The 12,084-nt window shown below is 44.4% G+C and carries 14 protein-coding genes; all 14 read right to left on the bottom strand.

Annotated features, from left to right (window positions below; translation table 11 throughout):
• Window positions 1-41: 41 nt before the first annotated feature.
• A complete protein-coding gene (gene pth / locus J9317_RS00355; protein WP_211555636.1) occupies window positions 42-608 on the bottom strand; it encodes an aminoacyl-tRNA hydrolase in 567 nt (188 codons plus the stop codon).
• Window positions 609-760: 152 nt separating this feature from the next.
• On the bottom strand, window positions 761-1,396 hold the full coding sequence (locus tag J9317_RS00350; protein WP_211555634.1) for a 50S ribosomal protein L25/general stress protein Ctc: 636 nt from the start codon (window positions 1,394-1,396) through the stop codon (window positions 761-763).
• Window positions 1,397-1,477: 81 nt separating this feature from the next.
• Window positions 1,478-2,431: a ribose-phosphate diphosphokinase gene (locus tag J9317_RS00345; RefSeq protein ID WP_211555631.1), complete on the bottom strand. Its 954-nt coding sequence runs from the start codon at window positions 2,429-2,431 to the stop codon at window positions 1,478-1,480.
• Window positions 2,432-2,449: 18 nt separating this feature from the next.
• Window positions 2,450-3,835 carry a bifunctional UDP-N-acetylglucosamine diphosphorylase/glucosamine-1-phosphate N-acetyltransferase GlmU gene (gene glmU / locus J9317_RS00340; RefSeq protein ID WP_211555629.1) on the bottom strand — a complete coding sequence of 462 codons (1,386 nt, stop codon included), beginning with the start codon at window positions 3,833-3,835 and terminating at the stop codon, window positions 2,450-2,452.
• A gap of 253 nt (window positions 3,836-4,088) precedes the next feature.
• Window positions 4,089-4,382 (bottom strand): septation regulator SpoVG, encoded by a 294-nt coding sequence (gene spoVG / locus J9317_RS00335; protein WP_123913162.1) that lies wholly within the window; start codon window positions 4,380-4,382, stop codon window positions 4,089-4,091.
• A 137-nt stretch (window positions 4,383-4,519) separates the two neighbouring features.
• Complete coding sequence (locus J9317_RS00330; RefSeq protein ID WP_211555627.1) at window positions 4,520-4,894, bottom strand: RidA family protein; 375 nt, start codon at window positions 4,892-4,894, stop codon at window positions 4,520-4,522.
• Between the two features lie 37 nt (window positions 4,895-4,931).
• A complete protein-coding gene (gene purR / locus J9317_RS00325) occupies window positions 4,932-5,762 on the bottom strand; it encodes a pur operon repressor (RefSeq protein ID WP_211555625.1) in 831 nt (276 codons plus the stop codon).
• Window positions 5,763-5,818: 56 nt separating this feature from the next.
• On the bottom strand, window positions 5,819-6,691 hold the full coding sequence (ispE, locus tag J9317_RS00320; protein ID WP_211555623.1) for a 4-(cytidine 5'-diphospho)-2-C-methyl-D-erythritol kinase: 873 nt from the start codon (window positions 6,689-6,691) through the stop codon (window positions 5,819-5,821).
• 115 nt (window positions 6,692-6,806) lie between these two features.
• Complete coding sequence (locus J9317_RS00315) at window positions 6,807-7,973, bottom strand: iron-containing alcohol dehydrogenase (protein ID WP_211555621.1); 1,167 nt, start codon at window positions 7,971-7,973, stop codon at window positions 6,807-6,809.
• A 296-nt stretch (window positions 7,974-8,269) separates the two neighbouring features.
• Window positions 8,270-8,455, bottom strand: a complete 186-nt coding sequence (locus J9317_RS00310) for a small, acid-soluble spore protein, alpha/beta type (RefSeq protein WP_211555619.1) — start codon at window positions 8,453-8,455, stop codon at window positions 8,270-8,272.
• A gap of 177 nt (window positions 8,456-8,632) precedes the next feature.
• Window positions 8,633-8,902: a biofilm formation stimulator Veg gene (gene veg, locus J9317_RS00305; protein ID WP_123913156.1), complete on the bottom strand. Its 270-nt coding sequence runs from the start codon at window positions 8,900-8,902 to the stop codon at window positions 8,633-8,635.
• Window positions 8,903-9,199: 297 nt separating this feature from the next.
• Entirely contained in the window at window positions 9,200-10,087 is an 888-nt protein-coding gene (gene yabG / locus J9317_RS00300) for a sporulation peptidase YabG (protein WP_211555617.1), read from the bottom strand.
• 432 nt (window positions 10,088-10,519) lie between these two features.
• Entirely contained in the window at window positions 10,520-11,404 is an 885-nt protein-coding gene (gene rsmA / locus J9317_RS00295) for a 16S rRNA (adenine(1518)-N(6)/adenine(1519)-N(6))-dimethyltransferase RsmA (protein WP_211555615.1), read from the bottom strand.
• A complete protein-coding gene (gene rnmV / locus J9317_RS00290) occupies window positions 11,397-11,972 on the bottom strand; it encodes a ribonuclease M5 (protein ID WP_284143246.1) in 576 nt (191 codons plus the stop codon). Before rnmV ends, rsmA begins: the two co-directional genes overlap by 8 nt.
• Window positions 11,973-12,084: the final 112 nt, after the last annotated feature.

Genomic DNA, 12,084 nt, shown 5'->3' with positions numbered 1-12,084 from the left:
CTTTTTACAGATAGTATAAACGCTTGAGGAACCCATTATACTTACTTGGACTGATTAAACTCGTTCATTACCTGAAGAAATGGTTTGTTCAGCCATTCTGCGCAGGCATCTGCTGATCGGATTACAGCTTCTTTAATAAGGGGCTGCTCGTCCTTTGAAAATTGACCGAGTACATAGTCCGGCACTTTCATCCCGCTTGGCGGACGGTCGATCCCGATCCGGACACGATTGAACTCCTGTGTGCCAAAGTGCTGGATCATGGACTTGATGCCATTATGACCGCCTGCGCTGCCCTTTGTACGGAGCCTGATTTTTCCTGCCGGCAAATCAAGGTCATCATAAATGACCGCCATGTCTTCATCTGGCACCTCATAGAAATCCATAAGAGGACGGACACACTCTCCAGATAAATTCATATATGTAAGCGGCTTAATGAGTAAAACCTTCGTCCCTCCTGCAAAACCAATGCCATACACCCCGTTGAATTTGGAGCGGTCAAGCGGGATCGACAGACGGTGAGCCAGTTCATCAATTACCATGAAACCAGCGTTATGACGTGTTTCTGCATATTGTTTCCCTGGATTTCCGAGCCCAACAAAAACTTTCAAGTGATTCCCACCTTTATAAATAAAAACTGGCGGATGTTTCCCAGCCAATTTTTCTTCTTAATTTCTCCATTATATTATAAAAAAGTTTTGGCACATAGAAAAGAGGCTGGCACAAAACAGTATGTTTTGGCCAGCCCGGCTTAGTTATTCTTTTATTCAGCCTCGTCTTCCCCTTCACGCCCTTCAGCGTTTTCAGGCTCACCAGGCTCCTGCTCTTCGCCAGAATCAATTTCTTCTTCTGCTTGAGGAGGAAGAATAGAAGCGATAACTTCATCATCTTCATGATTGATTGTATATTTTTTGGAATCCTTCAAATCGGATACAGTCAGCGTTTCATTGACAGCAAGGCTTGAAATATCCACTTCAATCGTTTGCGGGATATCGTTTGGCTTCGCTGTAACGGAAATCTGGTAAAGAGGCTGTTGAAGCACTCCTCCGTCTTTTACGCCCTGCGATTCACCGGTTAAGGTAAGCGGGACTTCTACATCCACTTCAGAATTCATATTTACAGCTAAAAAGTCAGCATGCAAAATTTCGTTCTTCATGGTGTCGCGCTGCATATCATTAACCATTACTGAATGCTTTTTACCATCTACATCAAGCTGAATGATTGCGTTGCGTCCTTCATCACGCAGAACCTTCAATAGCTCGATGCTGTCAATGGAGACAGCTTTGTTATCTGTTTTAAATCCATATATGATGCCAGGCACATGGCCTTGCAATCGAATTGCCCGTGTAGCGGATTTTTTTAAATCTTTTCTTTCTTTCGCTTTAATCGTTGTGCTCATGTCCTACACCTTCCTAACATCGTGATAATTGCTTATTATAGTCAATTCCCACAATTCGTCCGGTCTAAACATAAGGATGGATTAATCGAACAGTGTACTTACAGATTGCTCTTCATGAATACGGATGATTGCTTCACCAATAAGGGGAGCTACGGAGAGTTCAATCACCTTATCGATTTTCTTTTCTTCCGTAAGCGCAATGGAGTTTGTTACAACAAGCTCCTTAATCTTGGAATTCTGGATTCTCTCGATTGCAGGGCCTGACAGAACAGGGTGTGTACAGCATGCATACACTTCAGATGCGCCGTTTTCAACGAGTGCATTAGCTGCAAGTGTAATCGTACCAGCTGTATCAATAATGTCATCAATCAGAATCGCTGTTTTTCCTTCAATGTTACCGACGATATTCATCACTTCAACCACATTAGGGCGCGGTCTGCGTTTGTCGATGATGGCAATCGGTGCTTTCAGACGATCTGCCAGCTTACGGGCACGGGTTACTCCGCCGTGGTCCGGGGAAACGATTACGATATCTTTAAGATCCTTTTTGCTGAAGTAATCTCCAAGGATCGGAACACCCATTAAGTGGTCAATCAGAATATCGAAGAATCCTTGAATCTGAGGTGCGTGCAAGTCTAAAGTGATAACACGGTCCGCTCCTGCTGTTTCAAGAAGATTCGCCACAAGCTTCGCTGTAATCGGCTCGCGCGCGCGCGCTTTACGATCTTGACGGGCGTATCCGTAATAAGGCATAACAATGTTAATCGTTTTGGCAGAAGCACGTTTCAATGCATCAATCATAATCAAAAGTTCCATCAGGTGTTCGTTAACAGGTCCGCTTGTAGACTGAATGATGTATACGTCACAGCCGCGGATACTTTCTTCAATGTTGATTTGAATTTCGCCGTCACTGAAACGGGTAACGGAACATTTTCCAAGCTGAACGCCTACAACATTTGCTATTTCTTCCGCAAGACCGGGATTAGAATTCAGTGAGAAAATCTTTAAATTTGCATCACCGTACTGATTTGACATAATGTGGTGAACCTCCAATTAGGAATTAGAATTTTGATTCATGCTCAGACGGCCGACATAGTCTTCTTTATTGACTTGTCTAGCGCGTGCAACCGATAGCGCTTGACCCGGCACATCTTCTGTAATCGTTGAGCCTGCTGCAACATAGGCTCCTTTTCCAACCGTTACAGGTGCAATCAAGTTAGAATTGCATCCGATAAATGCCCCATCTTCCACCTTTGTTAGAGCCTTATTCTTCCCATCGTAGTTCACTGTGATCGAACCGCAGCCAAGGTTAACATCTGAACCGATTTCTGCATCGCCGATGTAGCTCAAGTGAGAGGCTTTGCTTCCTTTGCCCATAGATGTTTTCTTGATTTCCACAAAGTTGCCGATTTTCACTTCATCCGAAACAGAGGACTGCGGACGAATATGAGCAAACGGCCCCACTGCGACTTGCTTACCAATTTCACTATCGTGAACTACTGATTGGCGAATCACTGTGCGGTCGCCTATTACACTGTCTTTAATCTCAGTGTTAGGGCCAATTTCGCAGTCTTCTCCGATTTTAGCATTCCCTTTAATTATCGTCCCTGGATAAATCATGGTATCTCTGCCAATCTCAGCATCAGCTGAAATGTAAGTCTGGTCAGGATCGATCAGGGTAACCCCATTGCGCATATGGAAGGTATTGATGCGTTTCTTCATATATTTTTCTGCTTGTGAAAGCGCGACGCGGTCATTTACCCCGAGTGATTCTTCAAATGAGTCAGTTTGATAGGCAGAAACCACCTGGCCTTCGTTCTTAAGAATTTCAATCACATCAGGCAAGTAGTATTCACCTTGTACGTTGTCATTCGAAACTTTGCTCAGCGTTTCGAACAGCATTTTGTTATCAAAGCAGTATGTACCGGTATTGATCTCATCAATTTTCCGCTCTTCTGCTGAAGCGTCTTTGTGCTCGACAATCTTCTCAACAAGTCCTGAGCTGTTGCGGACGATACGGCCATAACCGGCTGGATCCTCTGCTTTAACTGTCAGAATGGTTGCTTTTGAGTTTGTTTCGCTGTGATGGGAAAGAAGATTCTCCATCGTTTCAGACGTAATCAGCGGCGTATCTCCGCATACTACGATCGTCGTACCATCAAGATCATGGAGCTGGCTTGAAGCTTGCATCACCGCATGAGCGGTTCCAAGCTGCTCGCTTTGCAGAGCATATTCACTTTTTTCTCCAAGCTGTGCTTTCACCATTTCTGCGCCATGTCCAATAATTGTCACCATTTTAGCAAGGTTTAATTTTGACATTTCATCTGCTACATGCTGAACCATTGGTTTGCCGCAAACAGGGTGCAGAACTTTATAAAGCTTGGATTTCATACGTGTACCTTGACCAGCTGCTAGAATGACTGCAAAACGATTTTCCATGTGTAAGCCTCCCAAGTATCCCTATTTATCCATTAAAAAATATATCTTAAATATGGCTTCATTTCAAGGCAGGATGCTAAAGTGCCGAATATTTCTCATTGTAGAAAAATCAGGATAGGACTTTATCAGCAGGCTCGAGGGACAGGACAGCCCAGGGACTGCTTAGATGAGGAGTTAGACAGGATGATAAACGGCAGAACACATTTAAGACATAATTAAACCCTTGTTACTTGGTAACAAGGGCGAACATATTTTAGGAAGCACCTGCTTCTTCAAATTCGACTTCTTCCATTTCTCCAAGCCTGTGATACTCAGTCAATACAGCTTCTTGAATTTTTCCGCGTGTACCCGAATTGATTGGATGGGCAATATCACGGAATTCTCCGTCTGGAGTTCTTTTGCTTGGCATTGCTACGAATAAGCCATTGTTCCCATCGATTACACGAATGTCATGTACAACAAATTCGTGATCGAGTGTAATGGATGCAATCGCTCTCATGCGGCCTTCTGTGTTAACGCGGCGTAATCTAACGTCAGTCACTTCCATTATGTTCACCACCTTTTCCCTGGATGAAAAACTTTACAGTATGAATTCCACGGAAATTTCTCAATTCCTGCATTCTGAAAAAATTTTTTTGAAAAATCAGGGAAAGGTAGGAAAGTTTTCTTATTGACTTGGGTAAACTATTTAGTTAGGGCAACGCATTCTATTTCAATAAGTGCGTCTTTTGGCAGTCTTGCCACTTCCACACAGGACCTTGCCGGCTTATGCGTATGAAAATATTCCCCGTACACATCATTGATTTCCGAAAAGTCATTCATATCCTTGATGAAAACCGTTGCTTTCACAACCTGCTCAAGTGAACTCCCGGCCTGTTCCAGAACGGCCTGCAGATTCGCGAACACCTGATGAGTCTGCTCCCTCACGCCGCCTTCCATCATTTCACCATCAGGGCGGAGAGGGATTTGTCCGGAAGTGAATACGAGATTGTTCACAGCCATCCCTTGAGAATAGGGTCCGATTGCAGCTGGCGCTTTACTAGTCTGAATGATTTCCATCGTTCTTCAGCTCCTTTTTTAAATGCCAAAAAAACCGTTACGGCCGCTTGGCAGCATCAAAAAAATTACCTTCCTGAAGCTCAATCTGTTTGCCCTTCACATCAACACCGGTCAGTTTCACAAGAGAAATATACTCATCCACTAAACGCTCTTCGACACCTTGGGTCTCAACCAATACACCGATTCCAGCGACCTTCGCCTGGAATTCATCCAGCAGGCTCACCATACCGTTAATCGTTCCCCCGGCCTTCATAAAATCATCAATAATGAGAACGTTCGATCCTTCTCTCAAACTTCTTTTCGCAAGGACCATTGTCTGGATTCTCTTGGAGGACCCGGAAACATAATTAATACTGACGGTAGAACCCTCCGTCACCTTGCTGTCTTTTCTAACAATGATAACCGGTACATTCAAATCGTTGGCTACTGCATAAGCAAGAGGAATCCCTTTTGTCGCAACGGTCATTACAACATCGATATCCCGCTCTGCAAAAACAGAGGCAAACATTCTCCCTACCTTATTCACGATAGACGGATCCCCGAGAATATCCGTCAAATAAAGATAGCCGCCAGGAAGCAGACGGTCAGGCGCTGCCATTCTCTGTTTAATGGAGTGAATGATTGAGCTTGCTTCGTCAAGGTGCATACCCGGTACGAATTTCACTCCGCCTGCTGCGCCCGGAACCGTTTGAAGAGAACCTACACCCTGCTGTTCAAAAGTTTGTTTAATGATCGTTAAATCTTCACTGATTGATGATTTTGCAGACTGGTATCTTTCCGAAAAATAGGTAAGAGGGACAAGCGAATGCGGATGATTAAGCATATAATTCGTCATGTCCACGAGTCTGCCGCTTCGACGAAGCTTCATGGAATAACCCCCAAAATCCGAATATTGTTAAAGATAATATATCTTAATATACGTCTTTAATCAAGTTCGCATCGCTCGCCGAGCATTCTTACGGCAAATACCTGATCGCAAAATCCTCTTAGCCCATTGTAAATCCGGTGGACCTTTGATTCATATTGAACCAGACCAAACACTGTAGGACCGCTTCCGCTCATCAATACAGCATCTGCTCCAAACCGTTTCATCTGATCCTTAATCATGGCGACTTCCGGCTGCATTTTCAGGGTAACGGTCTCAAGGACATTTCCAAGATTATCGCAAATGCCTTCATAGTTTTTTTCCTGAATGGCACCTACCATTTTGCCGGTGTGCGGATGCTGAACGCCGTCAAGCTTCAAACCGCGGTAGACATCTGCCGTTGACACCCCTGCTGTAGGCTTGGCCAGGATCACCCAGCAGTGAGGAGGAGCTTCAATGTGGCGGATTTTTTCTCCGCGCCCGGTTGCAACAGCTGTTCCGCCGTATACGCAAAAGGATACGTCAGAACCGATTTCAGCTCCGATTTCAGCCAGTTCATCCAGGGTCAGCCCTAGATTCCACAGTCTGTTCAGGCCCCTTAAAGCCGCCGCAGCATCACTGCTTCCGCCTGCCAGCCCCGCTGCTACAGGAATGACCTTTGTAATCCCGATTGACACTCCCCGCTTAATGCCAAAGCGTTCTTTCAATAAGCTTGCGGCCTGATAAGCGAGGTTCCGGTGATCATCCGGAACGAACCGGTTGTGGGAGGTAATGGATATGCCGCCTCTTGGCCCCATATCAATCAGCTCGATCCGGTCTGCCAGATCAATGGTCGTCATCACCATTTCCACCTCATGAAACCCATCTTTTCTTTTATGTAAAACGTCCAGCGACAGATTAATCTTCGCCGGCGCTTTTTCTAGAACACGCATACTCTCACCTGCTTCTAAAACGAACTGAAATTGTATCCACATTGTACCACAAAAAGAAGATAAATATCGCTGTTTTTCGACATGGGCCTCTTGTAGGCCAAGCCTCGGGAAGCTTTTACATGCTTCGCAAAAGAATTTCCCTAACGTCCTCTTTATTAAGTACCTTATAGGTTCCGACTTCATCCTTCATGAATGATTTTTCAACAAGCTGATCAAGCTTTGAATCATCAATTTCGTAATCAGCCAGTCTGCTTGGTGCGCCAATTGAATTCCAATAGCTTCTCAGCGCTGCAATTCCTTCTTTAGCCGTCTCTAATTCACTTTTTCCTTCAGGGGAAATCTTAAACACATTCACCGCCAGTTTTTTCATCCTGGAAGGATCAATTTCAGAACAATAGCTCATCCAGTTTGGAAAAAGAATCGCAAGTCCCCCGCCGTGCGGAATATCATAGATAGCTGACACGGCATGTTCAATTTGGTGTGAACCCCAGTCCCCTCCATCTGTCCCGTTCGATAGCGTCTCATTGAATGCAGTTGTTCCGGCATACATCACCGTCTCCCGCAGTTTGAAGTTATGAAGATCCTGAACCAATTCCTTTCCGGCTTCCATAACAGTAATAAGCAGCGATTCAATAAACCGGTCAATCATCGGGGTATTCTCTGTCCGGTGGAAATATTGCTCAAGCGCGTGGGACATAATATCCACGATACCGTATACCGTTTGATCGCGCGGTACGGTATATGTATAGGATGGATCTAGAATAGAGAACTGCGGAAATACGAGCGGACTTCCCCAGCCCCGCTTCTCATTTTTCTCCCAATCCGTAATGACGGAAATATTGTTCATTTCCGATCCAGTCGCCGCCAATGTTAAAACGGTGCCGAAAGGAAGTGCCCGCTCTGGTGCACCTTTTCTTGAAATCACGTCCCAGACGTCCCCTTCATAATAAACACCGATGGAAATAGCCTTTACGCAATCAATAACACTTCCGCCTCCAACAGCCAGAAGCAAATCAATTTCCTCTTTCCGGCAAAGCTCAATTCCTGCCTTTACAGTAGTTAGGCGCGGATTCGGTTCCACACCTGACAGCTCAAATACATGTGCATCCGCTTTATGTAATTCATTTAGAACAGTATCATATACACCATTCTTTTTAATGCTCCCCCCGCCGTATACAATCAGCACGTTCTTGCCAATGCCTCCGAGCTCGCTGCTCAATTGGCGAATTTGTCCTTCTCCGAACCAAAGCCTTGTTGGATTATGCTGCAAAAAAGAATTCACGTACTCTTCCTCCTAAAAAAATCATCATAAATGTATCATAGCAAAAAGTGCCGGGAATAAGAACAAAAGCGAAAGCGCCTTGAAGTTATGAAGTTCTGCTAAGTGCGCGGAGTCCTGTAGCAACGCAGAACTGACCCGCGTCCTGCGGGCCCCCGCAGGATAAAGGACTTATGACCTCGAGGGGCAGGCGCTGGAGCTGGACGAGGATATACCGGTAATACTTATCCATATTGAGTCATTTTATAATTTCCTAACAACGAAAAAAGAGCAGTCCCGTTGAGAGACTGCCCTTTTCTTTAGCGTGAAGTGATTTGAGATGCCATATGCGCTTGAGCAAGTTCAACTGCTCTTTTCGTCATATTTCCTGCATCCCGCGAGCGGATTCCGCCCCAGCCTTCATTCATTACGGTATCGTAAAAGCCTAAATCCTTTGCAAGCTCATACTTGAAGCTTTCCGTCATGATCCCTTTTCGTCTGCCCATGAAACGAACCCCCTCATGTGTGCTCTAAACGTGTCCGGGATGATATTGCCGGGACCTTATTAGTATGCACATGCTCAAGGAAGGAAGGCAGCTGAATATATGTAAAATAAGGTGAAATTCGGCAAAAACCAAAAGGTTCCGCCGTTTTTCGACATAAAAAAAGCAGCAAACAAATGTCTACTGCCCGCTTAAAGCTAATGCTCCTGATGCATCTTCAAAAAATGTTAATTGTACAGTTTCGGTGAGAACATCTGCATAGCTGTAGGAAACTCTTTCAAATGCATTTTCATCTTGATCCAATTCTACGATAAAGACGGATGGATAGGTCTCAGCCAGAACCCCAGATCGCTCTACGGTCTTTCTGCGTCCTCCATTTGCCTTCAATGTCAATCTTTTGCCCAGATTCAAATCCAACACGTTTTTGATATCGGTTAAAGTCTTCGCCATTGCATCCACCTCACTGTAGACAATTATACCTCTTTAGCGCTCTAAAGTCAAATAAAATTTAAATTATACAGAGGCTAAACAACATTGTCAACAAAATTATTTCTACAATATATTCTAACCTTCGCACCTATTATGTACCGAAGCATCCCCTTTTATGTAAATTATTTCTGACTTTATGATTTCATAAAAGTCAATGGAAATGGGCATCCTCATTTGCTATCAGCAAATAGCCAAATAAAATCCTTCCTTGCAAGCTGGAAATAAAGAAAACAAAAAAACCGCCTAAAAAAGCGGCTCTTACTCCTGAACAGTTTGAATCCGTTTATATGGCATTCCTGTACGGAGCACTCCTTTTGTTTCAACGCCTCCGAGACCCTTCTCGCGTGTGAGCGTATTACGGAGGACATCCCAAACATTAATCCTCTCCACAAAAGGCGTGAAACTGATCTTCGCAACAATATAAACCGGATCAAGAGCATGAATATTAACCCTGGATGGCGAGCTCGCAAAATTCGCTCCTGCCCGAATCAGCGATTCAAAATGCGATTGGCAGGCTCCGGCAAAAATAACAAGCTGATCCAAGTTCGGAATCCGGCTTCTCGCATTTAAAACAGCCTCTACAAAATGCTTTGAGTGCCTGTAAGCCTCCAAATCACTCATACTCCCTTTATGCTTTGAATAAGCATCGTGGCCTGTAATAACCAGGATATCGGGGCGGTATTGAGCGAGAAGGCCAGTAACCTTCTCGGGCATTTCCTTTTCCAGACAATGAATACCGTGAACAGGCACACCGATTTTTTCATACAAAGAAAGACATTTCTGAAGATAAACAGGATCTCCATCTAAATGAAGAACCTTCCCGGGCACGTGAAAAAAATCCTCCTGATGACTATAGCTTGCCGTGGCATAATATTCCCTTTTTTCTTTCAGAAGCTGATAATCCTGTTCCAAAAGATATAGCGATTGATCTAGCTTCTCTTTTTGCTGGACATGGCGCTGATTGAGTTCACGATCACTGATAACCACCAGATCGGAACAAGGAGAATCCGCAATAAGACGGAATTCCTCTCCATAAAGAACTGCAATTATCTCGCCGCTCTGCCCCTGCTTCAAATCAATAACCCGAAAGAGCATATCCAAATGATATGATTTGCGCGCTACGACATCTCCTATAGTAAATGACATATTCTCACTCCAAAACGGGGGATTTTGGAACATACCTGCATATGGATCCTTTTTTAGCCTATGTATGAAAGGAAAAATTGTGATTAGAAAAGCGGAGGGCGCTTGCTTAGCCGCGAGAGGTTCTTACCAACGCAAAAACACCTCCGAATAGTAGTGGTACAGTGTAACCATTTCGAAGGTGTTTTGTTGTGTCTCATTTTTTATGTTAGTCTAGACGCTGTTAGAGCATTCCGGGGGTTTTGTATTTTAAATAGGTACTTTGAAAAGCTGATTGAAGCGGAAGATGCGCGACTCCTGCGGGAGCAGCAGAACAGGTGAGACCCCGCAGGCGCTTGTGCCGCGGAGGCTCACCGCCCGTCCCGCGGAAATCAGCCCAAACCAAACTAATGGTAAACAGCGAAAGCAGCTTTGGACTGCCCCTCTCACCCTTCTTTATTGTTTTTTCAGCAGCGGATAAAGCGCATCGGTGGCTTTGGCAAATTCCTCAATCGTCAACGATTCGCCGCGTCTTCTTGGATCAATTCCTGCGTTGTTCAGCCCAAGCTCAATTTCTTCCTTTATCGCCTTGCCGGCAGGGTAATGCTGCAGAATATTGTTCATAATCGTTTTTCTTCTCTGAGCAAAAGAAGCTCTCATCAGTTCAAAGAAAAAGGCTTCATCCTTCATGTCCACAGCAGGTTTTTCCCGCTTTAGCAGCCGGATAACAGCTGAATCCACATTTGGCTGAGGAACAAAAACGGTTTTAGGGACGGTCATTACGGTTTTCGCTTCCGTGTAATATTGAATAGCAATGGAGAGGGAACCGTATTCCTTCGTTGAAGCATTCGCAGCGATCCTGTCTGCTACTTCCTTTTGCAGCATAACAACGATGCCTTTAAGTGGAAGCTGGTCCTCAAGAAGCTTCATAATAATTGGAGTGGTCACGTAATAAGGAAGATTGGCTACCACCATTACTTCCTTGCAATCTCCGAACTCCTCTTCCATCACTTGCTTAACGTTTGCTTTCAATACATCTTCGTGGATGACTTTTACGTTTGGATAAGAGCTGAGTGTGTCATTTAAAATAGGCAGAAGTCTTTGGTCAATTTCAAAAGCAACCACCTTTTTCGCCCGTTTGGCAAGCTGCTCCGTCAAGGCTCCAATTCCCGGACCGATTTCAATGACTCCGGTTTCCTCGCCAACTTCAGCGTGATCCACGATCCGGTGCAGCACGTTCGTATCAATTAAAAAGTTTTGGCCCAGACTTTTCTTGAAGGCAAATCCGTATTTTTTTAGTATCTCTTTCGTTCGTGCCGGAGTGGCGATATCTTTAATCATGTTTTTCTTCCTCCTGCAAAATCCTGTTCATAGCTTTTTCATAAGCTGATTTTGGTATTTGAAACATCTGCAGTCTTTTTAAAAGCTGTTTCCCATTCGTGTATCCGATCTTCAGCTCTGTTCCCAGCTTCTCCCGGCGCTCTTTGGCCATTGGATGTCCAATCAGTCCATAATCAAGAAGATCATCCTGTGTCCATTGTGATGGAAGATCAGACATTTCCTCTTTCACTTCACTCAAAGCTGCGCGGATTGCTTCAGGGGAAGCATGCTCCACTCCAATTCCACGGCCCTTTTTAGGCCTGGCATCGGATTTTTCGATAAAGGCATGCTTGCAGCCTGGAACAGCCTCTGCCACAGTCTTGCGGATTTTTTCACCGGGGAAATCCGGATCAGTAAAAATAATCACACCTCTGCCTGCAGCAGCAAGCTTAACCCGCTCGATCACATCTTCCCCAATGGCTGATCCGTTTGTTTCTATTGTATCTGCAGTGACGGCTCTTTTAATAGCGACGGTATCATCGCGGCCCTCCACAACAATAATTTCTTTTATTTTCATTTTTTCCTCCAACTAATGAAACTTTCAGAAATTTCATTTCGTCTAAATAATAAAGCCGAATATCGTTATTATAACGCAAGTTTCTTTTTAAACATAAACCTTCCAAAAACCTTCCGTTTAATAA

The sequence above is a fragment of the Metabacillus flavus genome (assembly GCF_018283675.1).
GTDB classification, from domain to species: Bacteria; Bacillota; Bacilli; order Bacillales; family Bacillaceae; genus Metabacillus_B; species Metabacillus_B flavus.
This window is presented reverse-complemented; position numbering and strand designations above follow the sequence as displayed.

What these genes read in the sequence shown, in the direction of transcription:
- glmU (WP_211555629.1), bottom strand. Translation starts at nt 3,835, where the DNA reads ATGGAAAATCGTTTTGCAGTCATTCTAGCAGCTGGTCAAGGTACACGT.
- rsmA (WP_211555615.1), bottom strand. Translation starts at nt 11,404, where the DNA reads ATGATTAAAGATATCGCCACTCCGGCACGAACGAAAGAGATACTAAAA.
- J9317_RS00345 (WP_211555631.1), bottom strand. Translation starts at nt 2,431, where the DNA reads ATGTCAAATCAGTACGGTGATGCAAATTTAAAGATTTTCTCACTGAAT.
- J9317_RS00310 (WP_211555619.1), bottom strand. Translation starts at nt 8,455, where the DNA reads ATGGGCAGACGAAAAGGGATCATGACGGAAAGCTTCAAGTATGAGCTT.
- yabG (WP_211555617.1), bottom strand. Translation starts at nt 10,087, where the DNA reads ATGTCATTTACTATAGGAGATGTCGTAGCGCGCAAATCATATCATTTG.
- spoVG (WP_123913162.1), bottom strand. Translation starts at nt 4,382, where the DNA reads ATGGAAGTGACTGACGTTAGATTACGCCGCGTTAACACAGAAGGCCGC.
- J9317_RS00350 (WP_211555634.1), bottom strand. Translation starts at nt 1,396, where the DNA reads ATGAGCACAACGATTAAAGCGAAAGAAAGAAAAGATTTAAAAAAATCC.
- ispE (WP_211555623.1), bottom strand. Translation starts at nt 6,691, where the DNA reads ATGCGTGTTCTAGAAAAAGCGCCGGCGAAGATTAATCTGTCGCTGGAC.
- veg (WP_123913156.1), bottom strand. Translation starts at nt 8,902, where the DNA reads ATGGCGAAGACTTTAACCGATATCAAAAACGTGTTGGATTTGAATCTG.
- purR (WP_211555625.1), bottom strand. Translation starts at nt 5,762, where the DNA reads ATGAAGCTTCGTCGAAGCGGCAGACTCGTGGACATGACGAATTATATG.
- J9317_RS00330 (WP_211555627.1), bottom strand. Translation starts at nt 4,894, where the DNA reads ATGGAAATCATTCAGACTAGTAAAGCGCCAGCTGCAATCGGACCCTAT.